Raw genomic sequence first — 16,720 nt, forward strand, 5'->3', positions numbered from 1 at the left:
TGAAAAGTGGATGCCGATTACACACTTCTGTAAGCTTCCGGATTGCCTTCGAACACGTATACATTTGTAAAAACAGAAAAATTTTTATAAAATGTTTTGCACATCTTGATAATTTGTTCTAACTTTTGAAAATTCATTTCAAAAATGAGAAAACTAGTTTCTATTTTCTTTGTCAGTTAAGCTTCTTAAGAATGGACATTTAGGTAGTTCTGTATCATTATCTCTCAGGAAATACTGTTTCCATTCGTGATTATCAACATTTCCGTAACTGTTTAAAGCAGGATGAATGGAAATGGTATCATATTTAGTAATTCTTTTTCTTACCTGTTCTTTAATTTTTTTAGCGTATTTTTCGTTCTTATTAAATTCTTGAAGAACCCAACGTGGAGTAATGGCCATCATCATATAAGGAAAATGCCTACTCTTTCTCTCTTCATGCTTAGGGGTGGCACAATACATAAAATACTGTTCCCCATGAAAACAGTATTCCCATTCATGTTCTGATGGATTTTGAGGAATATGAATGGGCCAATCCTTCTCATCTAGGTCATGTAACTTGTTAAGTTGCTCCCAGAACAATGATTCAAAATCCTCTACGCTGCTGTTATTAATAAGTTCTTGAGGTGTGTCAAAGAATATAATCAACGTTGTATACTTTCCGTAATCCCTACAGTTTATCGTGAACTCTTTTAGTAAATTGGCTAGTTCTAGGGATGTTTGATCTTTTTGAGGTTGGCCTACAAATCCATACCTGAGATGCCCAAGTGAGAAAGATTGAGTAGCTGGAATACATGGAAAAAGATGTTCTTTGTCTTTCATTTTGTTACGAAAAGCATTCAGTGCATCCCTTTGCCAAGGTAAAAGACATTCTTGGCAAAGGTCTTCACTACCTCTAATTAAGTTTGTCATACAATAGCCTGCTACCTTCAATAGACTATTGCAAAAGTGTTGCATAGGTGATTGTCCTATTAAGTAATTGGGCCACTGTTCTTATAACACTCCTATGGTTGTACGGTCTCCCACTTTTACATTAAAGAAGAACCAGAGTTTGGCTCGGTTCATCTCAATAATCCAGTATTTATATTTATGATTTGTGTCCACCAGTAAGCCCAGCTCTGTGAAGCGCAGTTCCTGCAGGTGTGTAAGAAACTGCTCTTAGTATCGCTTTCGATCCGTATTTGCTTCTAATTCCATCCATAACGAACCCAAGCTTCCTTCTCTTCTCGTTATCCACTTCAAATAAACTCAACTGCTGATGTACATCATCCTCAATATTTGACAGTGTGACTGAGATACTTCGCACAGTCTTACCCGAGTAAAACGTATGAAAAAGCATCAAGCAGCATCTATAAATATCCATCGTGATATTTGTGGGAAGATCAATTGTTTTGGATCGATGAAAACCACCACCAAGCTCATCTTTACTGTATCCAATTCCCAGGCTGATTGTTCGGCCAACTTTATTATGTGTACGTGCCCTTCTTGCGACTTCCTCACAAATCTCTAACAGAACAGCCTTAATCTCTTCTCTCCTTGTATAATCTCTCAGTAAAATCTGACTCTTACCGAAACTAATTTGACCCTGCATCAACGGAGCACCTATTTCAGATAAATCGATTCCATGAGCATGATAATACAACTGGTTCCCCATTATTCCAAATCTCTTCTCAAGCAACTCTAAGGGAAATTTAGCTAACTGACCTACAGTTGATATCCCCATTCGATTTAGGTTTCTTTCCATCCTGCCTCCTATCCCCCACATTTTAGACAAAGGACGAACCTTCCAGAGTTTATTTGGGACATCTTCATATCTCCAACGTGCAATGCCACTCTTCGTTTTCTTACTCTCCAGGTCAAGCGCAAGCTTACTTAGCAACATATTGTCACCAATGCCTACTGTGCACATTAGGCCAAATTCTCTCCACATGCTGCTTTGAATTGCTTTAGCCATTTCTTCAGGATCTTCTTTTCCTGCATCTAAAAAAGATTCATCAATTGAATACGTATGGACACATTTTTCAGGAACAAATCTGTAAAACAGCTTTGTAATCTCAGTCGAAACTCTGATGAAAAGCTTCATTTGCGGATTTACAATGTGTATTCTTGGATCTTCAGGTATCTCAAATAGTCTCGACCCTGTTTTGATTCCAAAATCTTTTTTAAGTGCAGGAGATGCAGCTAACACTACACTTCCCTGTCTCTCCGTATTCCCTACAACAGCAAGATAGCATGTTAAGGGGTTCAAACCCATTGTGACAGCCGATACAGAAGCATAAAAGGATTTCATATCGACACAAAGTATATTTTTACGTGGAAATTGTGAGTAATCAATCATTGTATGTGACTCCTATGATGTTATTCATGTTGATATAGACTGTATTGTCGTTCTGATCTTTAACGTGTAGCTTCTGTTGTTCAAAATTAATGTAATGGACTCTGCCGGTAACATTTTCAACGAATCCGTTGTTAAAAAGCTTCAATACCAGCTCTTTATTAAATTCTAGCGCTTCAGAGACGATAATATCCATCTCTTCAATTTGTTGAGCGTCTAAGGACGGCTTTTCAATTTTTGATACATCAAGTAAGTCTTGTTTAAGCTGTGTTAAGTGTTCTGGGAGCATCATTGATGTCCATTTGATTGTCCCTCGATCTCTAAGCAATTAGGCTCACTCCTTTATTGAACTAATATTAACAGAACGAATGTTCTCTATTCAATATAAACAGGAACAAAAGTTCGATGTAAATGTTGGTAATGCTATTTCCTATCTAAAGACACAAAAAATAACAAGGGCGACAAAACCCTTGTTATTTTTTGTGTGGCCGAGAGGGACTGGTTATTCACCCACTAGGGCCCTCAACATAATAAATTATGAAAGCTTGTTTTATTACAATCTCTATCTTCCTTTTTAACATTTCTATATGTTTTGACGAATTATAGATTAAAAAAGAAAAAGGTACCGTTTGGTACCTTTTTTATCTTTATTTCGTATTTCTTGTGAATTTTGGTAATCCGAATATAATGGCTAGGATGCCGCAGATCCCGATTAAAACAGGATAGAAAGAGTAATGCAAGATGCTGACAGGTGAAATATTTCCAAACTTCCCGGCCGATAACATCTGCGCGCCATAAGGAATTAGGCCTTGTATCACACAAGAAAAGATATCTAAGATACTTGCCGACTTTCTATTGTCGATTTTAAATTCATCAGAGATATTTTTGGCAATCGGCCCAGCTGCAATAATAGCAATCGTATTATTGGCAGTAGCTAGGTTCGTAACGCTGACCAATCCGGCAATACCGGCTTCAGCACCTTTTTTCGAACGGATTCTTTTAGAAATAAATCCCAGTAAAAAGTCGATCCCTCCGTTTTGTTTCATAATGCCGACCATTCCGCCAATTAACATGGAAAGGATAATAAGATCAGACATTCCGGCAATTCCATCCGTAATTGATTTAAAATAAGACTCAAGCGTCAAGCTATCGCTTGCAAACCCTATAATTCCTGTTAAGATCAATCCGCCAAAAATGACAGCCACCACATTAAAACCAATTAACGCAAAGACTAACACGGCAACATAAGGAAGTACTTTAAACCAGCTGTAGGATTCAGCCCCGATATGTCCCACATGTCCTGTCGGTATAAAAAATAATAAAATGACAGTTATGATAGCAGCAGGCAAAACGATCAAAAAGTTCGTTTTAAATTTATCCATCATTTGTGTTTTTTGTGACCGTACTGCCGCGATGGTTGTGTCCGAAATAAAAGAAAGATTATCTCCAAACATAGCTCCCCCGACAACAGCTGCAATAGCGATTGCAGTGGGCAAGCCAAGTTCTCCGCTCAAACCGGCGCTAATTGGAGTAACTGCTGCAATCGTCCCCATTGATGTTCCCATCGAAACAGAAATAAAACAAGCAATGATAAAAAGCCCTGGCAGTATAAACTGCTGCGGAATAATGCTCAAAGCAAGGTTGACGGTTGAGTGTACCGCTCCCATCGCCTCAGCTGCAGAAGCAAAAGCACCTGCTAAGATAAAGATGATAACCATAATAATAATATCAGGGTGTCCCGCACCGGAAGCAAACCATTCTATTTTCTGATTGAGCGATTGCTTCTGGTTAAATAAAAGCGCAAAAGCAGATGCTATAATGGCCGCAATCAATATTGGCAATTTATAGAAATCTCCAGTCAATACACCGGAGCCGACAAAAAGCCCTACAAATAATACTAGTGGCAATAGCGCCCAAGGATTTCCATTTTGTTTCATCTAAGTAGCCACCTCTAATTTCAATATCAAAGCCGTTAAACACAGTCTAAGCAACATTCCATACTTTAAAAGGCTACAGTAAAAAAGTCAAGCGGGAAAATAGTATAATAATTATTAATTTAATAACAGAATTGAAAGAAGGATTTTTCAAGGAGAGGAAAAAACACACCTCATCCACAGATTATTTGGAAGATCCTATACAAATAAGGTTAGGTCTACTTAGATTAAACAACGAGCAAGCCCTTGGATGGGCAGTTTTTTCGGGATGGCCATCCTCGCTTTCATGAAAGAAAAGCCACTGATTGTTTATTTCGGTCTGTTTAAGGAAGCTATGAAACTATTTGCAAATTGGACAAGAATCAGAAAAGAAATTGATCTGACTGAAATACGTCTATAATGTATACTGGGAGGAAAGAGAACTGATCGAGGACGACAGAAACAGTAGAATCAACAGTTATGAGATGAAATCGATATAGATTAAAACAGCTACACCTAATTGGTGCAGCTGTTTATTTATGTATCACTTGCTGTCATTTTATTTTGAAGTTATTTCTCATTGTCTGCTCTAAACCGTATTTATTAAAAATGGATATTCTGAAAAAGTGAGATGGTCAGAAGTAGTGTTGATAGGGTACCGGCAGACATTAAAGTTATTATTTTTCGTCCGTTATTCCCTTTACCATTCTCTTTTGAAGATTTTACTAGCTCTCGGGATACCGCACTCCATATAACTATAGATACTATAGCTACTATGGAAATCATTTCTGTAGACATATTTAAGCCTCCTTCATTTATGATTTGATTTTCTCTAATTTTAACATATATCATTCCATTAAATAGTCCTTTTTGATTTAGGACAGGTGTCAGCCTTCTGGTATTACCACTGTAACCAGAGACGAGGTGCGCCAGCATCTGCTATTACTTTATGGATAAAACGATTATTTTATTTGGAACACAGGACTTTATCGATGACCAAGTGATATTATCCATGATTCAGTTCAAATTCTTCTCTTGTCATCCCAAAGCAAATACCATCATAATAAGCTCCTTTAGTGAAAATGATATTTCTTAGTTGTCCCTCTTTCATGAAACCTAATTTTTCATGCAAACGCATGGATGGATTATTAAAAGAATATACAGTTATATTTACTTTTTGATAGGCTAGCTCTAAAAAGAAAAAGCGAAGAACCATCAAGATCATTTCTTTGGCGTATCCTTTACCTCTATATGGCTCAAATACAGCCAGATAATAATCGAAGGTACCATTTTTCCTGTCACAATCAAAGGTTTCAATCATACCAACGATATTATTATCTCTATCAACTGCAATAAAACGGAATTCATCTTTTTCTAATTGTTCTTCTATCCATTCTCTCATTTTATTAGCTGAACGAGGAAAATGGAGCGAGTCCATATTACGTAAAATTTCATCATCTAAGGATTCAAATATAACGATATCTTCAGGTTGAATCGCTCGTAATGTAAGATTTTCCCCTGTCCAATAAGTAACTGCCATTTTACCTTTTCCTCCGTTCATCTTCATATTTTGCTTCAATTTTCCGAATTTCCTCTAAAAATTTACCAACATAAAATTGCTCCTTATTTTTATTACTTCGTCAAAACCCATGATCGAAAAAGCTCCCTTAGCGAGAGCTTAACCATCAATTGTAATTTTTCTCACTTAATCTTCCTAATCTTCATCCTCATCCCAGTTTTCTTTTGCTTCTTCAAGCTCCTCCATGAAAAATTGCAGAAAGTTACCTGCAACCGTTTCTTTATTTAGCCAAGGGAGAGTTATTTCCTTACCTGTAAATGGCTTTCTGATCTCATCTAATTTCTTTGTATTAGTTAAAAGTTCATTTTTAATGATCAATCTATGTCTAATAATATTTGCCGAGTTATCTTTGAGTAACCAGAAAGTTTGTCATTCTTTATTAACCTTACCCAAAAAGTCTCTGCTATTTCTCACGTATGGATTCACTCGAAAAAATCACTAGTACCATATAAGGGAAAGGATCATGATTACAGAAAACCCTTTGTGGCTATCTTTTTTACATGGCGAGTTTATAATTTATAAAAAGTCTTTAAGTTGATCTAATATAATTTCAGTATCTTCATTTCTGGACTTTCCTAACTCCTGAGCAGCTTCTTGAACCATAGTTTTTAAATTATTCGACTTTATTTGGTGTGAGTATGAAGAAACAACTGACATCAATACGTCAGCCAATTCAAAAGCCATGTCACCTTCTGTCCCTATGGCATTATGTTTAATATTGTTCAGCAACCACTCTAGGTCTTCAACACTTTGGATTGGAAAAAGAGAAATCCTATGAATCTCCATAGGGTTCTTATTAGCAAGAATTTTTTCGACTTCTTCCTTCTGAATAGCATCCGGATCATCTGAATTAATACTATAAATTTGATCAAAATCTGCATTTTCGTCATCCTGAACCTCTTCGTACTCATGTATATAGAGTTTAGATAAAAATTCACCAAATGAATCTGAAATCTTAAAGTCATTATTTAATTCAAAGTCAAAGTAATGAACAGGTGGATTTTGATTAGTTTGGCGATAATCCAATGCAACCCAATTATGTCCATCCCCCTGTATTAACAATAATCTTTGTGGTAGCCCCCACTCTTTTATTAGATATTCACTTTCTAAGATCCCCAGATCCTTTCCTAGTCCTCTAATATGATCAACTTCGATATGATCGTCTGCCCAAGATGTTTCCTGATCTGTTGGGAACGCATTAAAATGAATCAATCCACCATTTTGTTGAATGATCAATTTTTTATATACTTCGGGCAAATTCAATTTCAACTTTTTTTCGATCTTTTTTATTTCTTCTTCTCTAATGTCTTTTAACCTAAAAGGATCATAATCACTGTTCTTCCAAATCTTACTCATTGTTATTTACCTCCTATGAGCTATGTGATTCTCTAAGACTTATACCTAATTAAATTTGGAAAGTTCCATTAAAGTTGTGATAAAAAAACAGGCGTTGGTGATTTTTCACTTTTGAGATGTGGCTTGAAACAGTCATGACAAAAGATGAAACACCGAGTTACAAAGGAAAGGTATTGACTTTATTGTTATACCGCCAGGTTCTAAAATATAGTTTCTAAAAGAGCATGCATTAATCCATGCATTTGTATAAGGCTTCCACTCTTTGAAAATAGGCATTGAACCCGCTCTTAAAGCCTGAGATACAACGTTAGTACAGTCTCCATTTTTATAATTTTTATTTGAGACAAAGCATAATTGTCCGCGTATTCCCTGGCTTTTCAACGATTATATCCTTTTACAGCAGATGCAGAGGCTTCCGACCCGTTGATCTTTTCTGATTATAGATTTTTGTTGCGTTGATAGTTCCTTATTTTCTTCAATTTCTTGCTTGTAATTCTTTATATTTGACGAATCGTCACCTTCATTCTCATAATGAAGAGTAGAAGTTTTTTTGTCTTAGATACCACTTTGCTTTCTGATGAAAGTCTTTGTTTCTTGGAAACATTATTATCCTGTATCTACTTTTTCTTCACCATAAACAGAATTTCTAACAATATAGGCCGCATAGGAGGAAAAATGAAAAAAAGGATCAAAACATTGCTATCTATTTTAGCAACAGTATTAATCATATTAATTTTAATGCCTCCCCTTTCACCAGTTTTGTTCAATACTTCTTCAGAAAAAGGAGCCATAAGACACGAAATCTATAAAATGGGATACCCCTATCAAAGCTATTTCACAATTCTTCAAAAAAGGGAAAGTGACAAATCATCAGGAAGTCTTTATTCTTTGATGTTATTTAATGCTTGGAAAAGTGAAACTGGTCAAACTCCTTATCTCTGTTATTCAAAGAAAGTAACAGAGGACGAATACAAAGTCGATTGCGGAACAGCACCTTAATTAGTTAAAAGCCCCTCTCTATGAGAGGGGCTTTTTCCACCATTTTTATGTTACATTAAAATATTCAGAAGCAATCAATCTATACTAGGAATTAACAAATAATATATTCCTGATTTCTAATCCACATGAGGGGTTACATTATATTCTGTCCTGAGTTTCATTTTTAAATCTTTTGATTTGTTAACTCCCACTATATAATTTATACTTTTTACCTAAATACAACCTTCCAGACGCATTATTACTTTCAATCAACGGTTGGTCATGCCCTCCGTAGCACTCATGCTGTTTGTTCAATAAATATTTACGAGGATTATATCTCCACAATTATGGAGTAATTTTTATTGTTTTTTTGTGGGTGTTTTGTGGGCACTCTATGATTTATATTAAGTTATTAAAATTGTTAACTAATCAAAAAAATCCCCTGACACCAATAGTGCCAAGGGATTGAGAGATTAATACTGAGACATATACTGTTCGCGCTCCCAAGGATGAACTTGTGTGCGGAACATATCCCACTCGATTTCTTTTGCTTCGATGAAGTGCTCGAATAGGTGCTCGCCCAAGGCTTTAACCATCACTGCGTTTGATTTGAATTCGTCTAATGCTTCAGCCAGTGTTGCAGGCAGGTCGACGATTCCGTTTTCCATGCGCTCTTCTTTGCTCATCACGTAGATGTTGCGGTCGATTGGAGCTGGTGCTTCTAGTTTGTTTTTGATTCCGTCTAAACCTGCAGCAAGCAATACGCTAAGAGCAAGGTACGGATTCGCAGCTGGATCTACGCTGCGCACTTCAACACGTGTGCTGATGCCTCGGGAAGCCGGAATACGGATAAGCGGGCTTCTGTTTTGCGCGCTCCATGCAACGTAGCAAGGTGCTTCATAGCCAGGAACAAGACGTTTGTAAGAGTTTACTGTAGGGTTTGTTACTGCTGTAAAGCTTGTTGCGTGCTTCACAATACCTGCAATGAAGTGTTTCGCTGTTTCACTTAACTGAAGATCTGCGTTTGCATCATAGAATGAGTTAACGCCATCTTTGAAGAGTGATAGATTGCAGTGCATACCTGAACCGTTTACACCAAATAATGGTTTTGGCATAAATGTCGCATGCAGACCGTGTTTGCGGGCAATTGTTTTTACTACTAATTTAAACGTTTGGATGTCGTCACAAGAGCGGACGGCACCGGCATATTTGAAGTCGATTTCGTGCTGGCCAGGCGCTACCTCGTGGTGAGATGCTTCGATTTCAAAGCCCATCTCTTCAAGCTCAAGAACGATATCGCGGCGGCAGTTTTCTCCCAAGTCAGTTGGAGCTAAGTCGAAATATCCGCCCTTGTCGTTTAATTCAAGCGTCGGTTCGCCTTTTTCGTCTAATTTGAATAAGAAGAATTCAGGCTCAGGTCCAAGGTTGAAATCACTGAAGCCCAGGTCTTCCATTTCTTTCAATATCCGTTTTAAGTTGTTTCGCGGGTCACCTTCGAAAGGTGTACCATCCGGATTGTAAATATCACAGATGAAACGTGCTACTTTACCTTTTTCAGCTGTCCATGGGAAGATAACAAATGTATTTAGATCAGGATACAGGTACATATCTGATTCTTCGATGCGAACGAAACCTTCAATGGAAGATCCGTCAAACATGACCTTATTATCAAGTGCTTTTTGAAGCTGGCTTACAGGAATCTCAACGTTCTTGATTGTTCCAAGAATGTCGGTAAATTGCAGGCGGATGTACTTGACGTTTTCCTCATTTACTAATTTTACGATATCTTCTCTTGTGTACTTTGCCATTTCGTAAAACTCCTCCTCTAAAAGGTAAATGTATATAGCAAAACAGTTGCTAACGGATTAATGAAAGAATCGAGACATGTCGCCTTGACGGAATGTATTTCCTCTTTGGAATCGGCCGGCTTGCATAAGCTCGTTTTTCAGGAGCTGTCTCAGTTCGTCATCAGACAGATCATGTTTCATTGGTTTCTTTGTCTTTTCATTTTGTTTCTGTTCTGGCTCGGCCGATGCTTTCGCCAGAATTTGTTTAATTCCTGCCATGTTTACACCTTGTTCAATCAGGTGTTTAATTTCTAACAGTTTATCTACATCGTGAAATGAGAATAATCGTCTATTTCCTTCGCTTCTAGCTGGAAATATCAGTCCATTTTCCTCATAATACCGAATTTGTCTTGCTGATAATTCGGTCAACTGCATGACAATTCCTATTGGAAATAAAGGCATTGAGCGGCGAATGTTATCACTCATCTCAATTTCCTCCTTTTCTTAACTTAGTTTCATTATAGGTGATGTTATATTTTGTGTCAACAAGATGTAAGGATTCTTAACATGAAATTCAGTGAAAATTTGAAACTATTCAAATTAATTTCTTATCCATTAAAGAATCCACTGCACTGCATATGGCGTTTTTCACGTGCGCATAGGTTAATCCTCCCTGAACATACGCTACATACGGCGGGCGGATAGGGCCATCAGCTGATAATTCAATGCTTGCTCCTTGTATAAATGTGCCCGCTGCCATAATCACATCGTCCTCGTATCCTGGCATGTAGCTCGGATAAGGAGTTACGTGAGCATTGATAGGCGACGCATATTGAATCGCCTGACAAAAGGCAATCATCTTTTCCCTGTCAGAAAACTCTACAGATTGAATTAAGTCTGTTCTTTTCGCGTTCCAGCTCGGGTTAGATGTGAACCCCAGTTTTTCAAGAAATCTGGCTGTAAACACCGCTCCCTTTAAGCTTTGAGATACAACATGAGGTGCCAAAAAGAAACCTTGGTACATTTCCTGGAGCGAGTACAGCGACGCTCCGGCTTCCCGGCCGATGCCCGGTGAAGTCATTCGATATGAACAAGCCTCGATCCATTCAGATTTCCCAACGAGGTACCCGCCTGTTTTGGCTAGACCACCTCCCGGATTCTTGATAAGAGATCCCGCCATGAGATCAGCGCCTACATGACAAGGTTCAAGCTCTTCTACAAATTCTCCATAACAGTTGTCCACAAAAACAATAAGGTTTTCATTGATTTCCTTTACAAAACGGATCATTTCTTTAATTTCACTAATTAAGAAAGAAGGACGATTGGCATATCCTTTTGAGCGCTGAATGCCGATCACCTTTGTCTTCGGATTGATAGCTGCAGCGACAGCATCGTAATCTACTTTTCCGTCTTCAGTCAGGTCAACCGCATTGTAGCCGATTTGGAAATCCTTTAGCGATCCAGAATTTTCGCCGCCTCTGACGCCGACAATTTCTTCCAACGTATCATACGGCTTGCCTGTCATATAAAGCAGCTCGTCCCCCGGTCTGAGGACACCGAATAAAGCAATGGAAATCGCATGTGTGCCTGAGATAATTTGGGGCCTTACAAGCCCAGCTTCTCCGCCAAACACATCTGCATAAATGCTTTCAAGTGTGTCCCTTCCGATGTCATCATAGCCGTATCCTGTAGACGGTGTAAAATGAGTGTCACTGACCTTGTGTTTCCTATAGCTTTGAAGCACTCTCCATTCATTGCGTTCACTGATTTCTTCTATTTGTTTATGAACGGCGGCAATTTCCGACTCCACTTCCATTGCTGTTTTTTTTAATAAATCTCCGTGTGTTAAAGTTTCGAACATGTCCTTGTATTCCCTTCTTACATATACTTCTTCAATTCACCGATGATGCTTTGCTCTTCTTGTACATATCCTGATATGTCGTACTGTTCGTTTTCTTCATTAAAATAAAAACGGTCAACCATCGTTTCGGATTTGATTCTGGAGAGAAGCTTGCCTTCACCTGCCGGTACCTGCGCTTCAAAAGGCGTTAGCAGCTCTTGGCGCAAATAACGCTGGATGGCTTCTTTAAACTTTTCAGCATCCTCCTCAAATCTCGCACTGACCATGATATGATTCTTCCCAACGGACGGGATAAAGTCAGGCAGCTTTTGATCGCGTTTATTGTAAGCCGTCAGCACCGGGATATCATCTGCTTCAAGCTCTTCCAGCAAGCGAAGCACTGTTTTTTCGTGCCCTGCGTAATCCTCATTTGAGGAATCAATCAGATGCAGAATCACATCCGCTTCTTTTACTTCTTCAAGCGTTGAGCGGAATGCAGCGATCAGTGTCGTCGGAAGATCTTGAATAAAACCGACCGTATCTGAAAGGAGCACGCTGTAGCCGCTTGGCAGTACCATTTTTCTGGTCATAGGGTCCAGTGTGGCGAACAGAAGGTCTTCTTCATAGCTGTCAGCGCTTGTCAGGCGGTTAAACCACGTTGATTTCCCCGCGTTCGTATACCCGACAAGAGCGATTTGCAGCACACCGTTTTTCTTTCTTCTTTCACGGTAGCGGCTTCTATGGCGAATGACGGCGGATAACTGCGTGTTAATTTCGTGAATGCGATTTCTAATATGGCGGCGGTCGGTCTCCAGTTTTGTTTCCCCCGGTCCTCTCGCGCCGATCCCTCCGCCTTGCCGGGAAAGGTTGATCCCCTGTCCCGTCAGACGCGGGAGCGCATACTGCAGCTGCGCCAGCTCAATTTGAAGCTTTCCTTCCCGTGTTCTTGCTCTTTTCGCGAAAATATCTAATATCAATTGCGTGCGGTCGATGATTTTCACTTCAATCGCAGTGGCCAAGGACTTTAGTTGGCTAGGTGACAGTTCATCATTAAAAATAAGGAGATCGGCTTCAAGCTCTTCAACGAGCGCCTTCAGCTCTTCAACCTTCCCTTTTCCTATATATGTAGCTGCGTCGGCCCGGTTTCTTTTTTGCGTGACGCTGGTCAATACCGTTCCCTCTGCTGTTTTTGTCAGTGATGCAAGCTCTTCCATCGAATTTTCAAAATGCTCATCTGTGATATGCGGCAGCTGACATCCGACTAAAATGGCCTTTTCCTGTCTTGTTTCTTGTTCGTTCAAATGGATGTTCCTTTCTATTGCATATTGTGGGCAGTAGTATTATCATACCAAACCCTGCATGTGTATACCACAAAACGATTCCTGCGCAAAGCAAGAAATACATTAGAAAAAAAGACCTCTCACAGCAAGAGGTCTATACCGAGCCAGCGGCGTCTTCTTTAATTGAGAGATCTTGGCTTTTAATGGTCATCAAATCGCTTTTTAAGTATTGGTCGCCCATTAGAAGTCTCATGGCTTGCGCTCTAATCGATTTTTCAATGACATTTCTGACAAAACGGCCATTGCTGAATTTAATGGGACTTGTTGTGCTTTTGACTGTCATTAAGTAATCCTTTAACTTCCATTCAGCTTCCTGACTGAGCTGGTATTCCCGTTCTGCGATCATTCGTTTTGCAATTTCCATAAGCTGGTTGACGGAATAATCCGGAAAATCGATGGAGATGGGAAATCTGGATTGGAGACCGGGATTCAATGATAAAAAATGCTCCATTTCCCGTGAATATCCGGCAAGAATTAAAATGAATTCATGCTGTTTGTCTTCCATGTGCTTCACGAGCGTGTCAATCGCTTCTTTCCCAAAGTCCTTTTCGCCGCCTCTTGCAAGGGAATAGGCTTCGTCTATAAATAATATGCCGCCTAATGACTTTTTGATTAAATCCCTCGTCTTTTGGGCGGTGTGCCCAATGTATTCCCCGACCAAGTCAGCACGTTCCGCTTCGATCAGGTGACCTTTAGACAGTACGTTCATTTCAAAGAACAGCCGGCCGATAAGCCGCGCAACTGTCGTTTTCCCAGTCCCTGGATTCCCTTTAAACATCATATGCAGCGCTTGCTTTCCCACCTTTAAGCCTTGTTCCGCACGTTTTTGATTGACAAAAATCCATGCGTATATTTCCTTAATGTTTCGCTTCATTTCCTCCATTCCAACCAGTGTGTTCATCTCTTTTTCTATTTCCTTCAAAATGCCGTGCTTAGCTTCGTTTTTTTGCAAAGCGGCTTGATACTCCGCTTCTGCCTCAGCATTTGTCAGCACCTGCTTTTGTCCGTTAAGAATAATGTTGATCTGTCCGTTGTTTTTATAAGTCACAGCGCGCTCCAACATTTTCACCTCTCAATTCTCTCTATATGATATTCAAGCGTATGCCTTATGTGACAAACGCCTATCATGTGTCGAAACAAATGCTTTTTTTCGGGAACCATGGGGAATCCTGCGCTTTCCCGAGAAATACTTTATTTCTTATTGTATTCACGGACACAGGGTGGACAAACCAAGAGATTTTATTTTTAGCAAATTTGTTAGAACACACAGCTATGAAGGTGATATTTCTTTGATGTATAAACCTCCGTCAGTATATTCTCGATGCCGGCCTCTGTTATTTCTATTTGTAAAACAGTATATTGCGCAGATATGCTTGGGATGAGCTGATGAATTTGTGAATCATCAGATGTATGAAAGTATAACGTGTCCCCTTTCACTTCAGTAGGTTGACATGAAAGTGAATTCCAGTCTGCATAACGGCGTTTACTTCAACAGCCAAGCTTCTCTTACTGTTCGTCAATTGTGACAGCTTATCTTTTGGTCCGTCGAATTTGATTTCTCCCTCATCAATCAGGATGATCCGTTTACATAAACGTTCAATGTCATCAATTGATGAGAGGTGAGAGAATCGTCGTTTTATCCTCAGTATTTACGCGATGAAGAAATTGCTGTGTCTACTTTTCGCAACAATATCTAAAACGATTGTCGGCTCATCGAGAAAGAGGATTTTGACGTGATGTATAAAAGCAGCTACAGCTTCCCCTTTCATTCGCAGTCCTAAGGAGGGCTGTCTGACCGGTGTGTCTAAGAAACCTTCCATGTCTAACATCGAAATAAAATCACTCATTCTTTCCTTATAATCTTTGTCCGGCACTTGGTATATCGCCTTTAACAGCAAACGAATTCCGAAATGGAGGATCGCACCATAGCTGTGTAAAAAAAGCAGACTTTTAGCAACCTTCCTGTCATATCCTGTTGATTTGTGCGCTTTCCCGAGAAATAATTTTACGGGTAACAGGGGTCATTTCCTCATTTTTCAGCCGGATGATAATCGTACAAGCAGAAGCCGTCTTTTTTCATATCCTGTAATGAGGTGATGGAGAATGGTTAAAATTTTTATCGATCCAGGTCATGGCGGGTCCGACCCAGGCGCAACTGGCAATGGTCTTCAAGAAAAAACGTTAACCCTGCAAATCGCTTTAGCTTTACGCACTATATTAACGAATGAGTATGAGGGTGTCACTGTGCTGTTGAGCCGGACAAGCGACCAATACGTCAGCTTAAGCGACCGGACAAATGCTGCAAATAACTGGGGAGCAGATTTCTTTTTATCCATTCACATTAATGCCGGGGGCGGAACAGGTTTCGAAAGCTACATTTATCCGGGAGTCGGAGCACCGACAACGACTTATCAATCGGAGATTCACTCTGAAGTCATACAAGCTGTCGACTTTTCCGACCGCGGCAAAAAAACAGCAAACTTCCACGTATTAAGGGAATCCTCAATGCCTGCCCTGCTTACGGAAAACGGTTTTATTGATACGGTTACAGATGCGAACAAGCTTAAAACGAGCAGCTTTATTCAAAGCTTGGCAAGAGGACATGCAAACGGGTTGGAGCAAGCCTTCAGCCTTCAAAAGACATCCGACTCAAGATTATATAAGGTTCAAATTGGCGCTTTTAAGGTCAAAGCAAATGCGGACAATCTTGCAAGCAGCGCAGAGTCTAAGGGCTTTGACGCCATTGTGCTCTTGAAGGGCGGATTATATAAGGTGCAGATCGGCGCATTTTCCTCCAAAGATAATGCTGACGCCCTTGCCGCCAGAGCAGATAATGCCGGGTTTGACGCTGTGGTCATCCAAGAGTCATAATATTGCTGTAGACGAGCATGCCTGATAAAAAAACCCGGTTCCTCTTCATGAGAAACCGGGTTTTTTTATTCAAGAATGTCAACCACAAATTGCGACCATGTTTCCAGTCGGTTATAAATGTCTGTTTGTTTTAGTTCCGAAATTTTCATCCATTTACCCGCGATTTGCTCTTTCTCTTTGACTTCCACATGTGAGCCGGGCTTTAATTGAAGCGCAGATAGAATACCGATATGCACTTTACCGACACTGTTGTCATCATCATTGATCAAACCTAATGTGATAATGGCCTGCTTATCCTCTTCTTCGATTTGCAGTTCTTCATCAAGCTCCCGGTCTGTGTTCAGCTTTAAGACCTCGGCAAAGGAAGCGGCTCCTTCAATATGATTCATATGGCCGCCAAAGCCAAGAGAAAGCTTATTGTGAAGACGTGATTCCCCGCCGCCAGCCAGCCGCTCATAGAGGAAAACTTCATCCTCGCGTTTAATGACGACATAAGGAATCGGCTGCTTATAATGAGGATCTTCTTCGGCGTCTCCCCTTCTCATTTCACGATAGGTTGCCTCAATTTGAGCCATAATTTCTGCTACTCGGGCATCTTCACTGTTTACGCCTTGAAAAGTCAATTTTTCTTTTTTAAACACTTCATCGCGCGGAGCGACCAAAATGATTTCGTCCATTTTTCCCATGATTACTGCGTCCTCCTATTTCAACCTTCAAGCCGAAA

General features: G+C 39.7%; 18 protein-coding genes. 2 read left to right on the forward strand and 16 right to left on the reverse strand.

Annotation, left to right across the window (positions count from 1 at the left end):
• Nucleotides 1-153: 153 nt before the first annotated feature.
• The 9 genes from NST16_RS08645 to NST16_RS20820 form a co-directional block, all read right to left on the reverse strand.
• Nucleotides 154-909: a YqcI/YcgG family protein gene (locus NST16_RS08645; RefSeq protein WP_340885706.1), complete on the reverse strand. Its 756-nt coding sequence runs from the start codon at nt 907-909 to the stop codon at nt 154-156.
• Nucleotides 910-1,084: 175 nt separating this feature from the next.
• A complete protein-coding gene (locus tag NST16_RS08650; protein ID WP_340885709.1) occupies nt 1,085-2,335 on the reverse strand; it encodes a Y-family DNA polymerase in 1,251 nt (416 codons plus the stop codon).
• Entirely contained in the window at nt 2,328-2,621 is a 294-nt protein-coding gene (locus NST16_RS08655) for a YolD-like family protein (protein WP_081720806.1), read from the reverse strand. The genes NST16_RS08650 and NST16_RS08655 overlap by 8 nt, the downstream gene beginning before the upstream one ends.
• A gap of 358 nt (nt 2,622-2,979) precedes the next feature.
• Nucleotides 2,980-4,269 carry a Na+/H+ antiporter NhaC family protein gene (locus tag NST16_RS08660; protein WP_340885712.1) on the reverse strand — a complete coding sequence of 430 codons (1,290 nt, stop codon included), beginning with the start codon at nt 4,267-4,269 and terminating at the stop codon, nt 2,980-2,982.
• 579 nt (nt 4,270-4,848) lie between these two features.
• Nucleotides 4,849-5,043, reverse strand: coding sequence for a hypothetical protein (locus NST16_RS08665; protein ID WP_340885715.1), 195 nt, complete (start codon nt 5,041-5,043; stop codon nt 4,849-4,851).
• A gap of 208 nt (nt 5,044-5,251) precedes the next feature.
• The gene (locus NST16_RS08670) at nt 5,252-5,785 is read right to left on the reverse strand and encodes a GNAT family N-acetyltransferase (RefSeq protein ID WP_268450536.1); all 534 of its coding nucleotides are present in this window, start codon (nt 5,783-5,785) and stop codon (nt 5,252-5,254) included.
• A gap of 174 nt (nt 5,786-5,959) precedes the next feature.
• Nucleotides 5,960-6,142 carry a hypothetical protein gene (locus tag NST16_RS08675; RefSeq protein WP_326227114.1) on the reverse strand — a complete coding sequence of 61 codons (183 nt, stop codon included), beginning with the start codon at nt 6,140-6,142 and terminating at the stop codon, nt 5,960-5,962.
• 198 nt (nt 6,143-6,340) lie between these two features.
• A complete protein-coding gene (locus NST16_RS08680) occupies nt 6,341-7,180 on the reverse strand; it encodes an SMI1/KNR4 family protein (RefSeq protein WP_340885718.1) in 840 nt (279 codons plus the stop codon).
• Between the two features lie 132 nt (nt 7,181-7,312).
• Nucleotides 7,313-7,561 (reverse strand): amidase domain-containing protein, encoded by a 249-nt coding sequence (locus tag NST16_RS20820; protein WP_445684579.1) that lies wholly within the window; start codon nt 7,559-7,561, stop codon nt 7,313-7,315.
• A gap of 294 nt (nt 7,562-7,855) precedes the next feature.
• Here NST16_RS20820 and NST16_RS08685 point away from each other — a divergent pair, with 294 nt between their 5' ends.
• Nucleotides 7,856-8,179 (forward strand): hypothetical protein, encoded by a 324-nt coding sequence (locus tag NST16_RS08685; protein ID WP_340885721.1) that lies wholly within the window; start codon nt 7,856-7,858, stop codon nt 8,177-8,179.
• 452 nt (nt 8,180-8,631) lie between these two features.
• Here NST16_RS08685 and glnA read toward each other — a convergent pair whose 3' ends face one another.
• From glnA to NST16_RS08715, 6 genes are all read right to left on the reverse strand, one after another.
• The gene (glnA, locus tag NST16_RS08690; protein ID WP_340885724.1) at nt 8,632-9,966 is read right to left on the reverse strand and encodes a type I glutamate--ammonia ligase; all 1,335 of its coding nucleotides are present in this window, start codon (nt 9,964-9,966) and stop codon (nt 8,632-8,634) included.
• 57 nt (nt 9,967-10,023) lie between these two features.
• Nucleotides 10,024-10,431 carry a transcriptional repressor GlnR gene (gene glnR / locus NST16_RS08695; protein ID WP_010334345.1) on the reverse strand — a complete coding sequence of 136 codons (408 nt, stop codon included), beginning with the start codon at nt 10,429-10,431 and terminating at the stop codon, nt 10,024-10,026.
• Between the two features lie 109 nt (nt 10,432-10,540).
• On the reverse strand, nt 10,541-11,806 hold the full coding sequence (locus NST16_RS08700; RefSeq protein ID WP_268446138.1) for a methionine gamma-lyase family protein: 1,266 nt from the start codon (nt 11,804-11,806) through the stop codon (nt 10,541-10,543).
• A 17-nt stretch (nt 11,807-11,823) separates the two neighbouring features.
• Complete coding sequence (gene hflX, locus NST16_RS08705; protein ID WP_268450499.1) at nt 11,824-13,086, reverse strand: GTPase HflX; 1,263 nt, start codon at nt 13,084-13,086, stop codon at nt 11,824-11,826.
• Nucleotides 13,087-13,219: 133 nt separating this feature from the next.
• Nucleotides 13,220-14,188, reverse strand: a complete 969-nt coding sequence (gene spoVK, locus NST16_RS08710) for a stage V sporulation protein K (RefSeq protein WP_032731087.1) — start codon at nt 14,186-14,188, stop codon at nt 13,220-13,222.
• Nucleotides 14,189-14,774: 586 nt separating this feature from the next.
• Nucleotides 14,775-14,999 carry a hypothetical protein gene (locus tag NST16_RS08715; RefSeq protein WP_340885734.1) on the reverse strand — a complete coding sequence of 75 codons (225 nt, stop codon included), beginning with the start codon at nt 14,997-14,999 and terminating at the stop codon, nt 14,775-14,777.
• A 229-nt stretch (nt 15,000-15,228) separates the two neighbouring features.
• Here NST16_RS08715 and NST16_RS08720 point away from each other — a divergent pair, with 229 nt between their 5' ends.
• Nucleotides 15,229-15,996, forward strand: coding sequence for an N-acetylmuramoyl-L-alanine amidase (locus NST16_RS08720; RefSeq protein WP_168747912.1), 768 nt, complete (start codon nt 15,229-15,231; stop codon nt 15,994-15,996).
• A gap of 65 nt (nt 15,997-16,061) precedes the next feature.
• Here the strand turns inward: NST16_RS08720 and NST16_RS08725 are convergent, their stop codons facing one another.
• Entirely contained in the window at nt 16,062-16,682 is a 621-nt protein-coding gene (locus NST16_RS08725) for a hypothetical protein (protein WP_010334339.1), read from the reverse strand.
• Nucleotides 16,683-16,720 lie beyond the last annotated feature (38 nt).

It is taken from the genome of Bacillus sp. FSL K6-1005, assembly GCF_038000225.1.
Taxonomy (GTDB): domain Bacteria; phylum Bacillota; class Bacilli; order Bacillales; family Bacillaceae; genus Bacillus; species Bacillus mojavensis.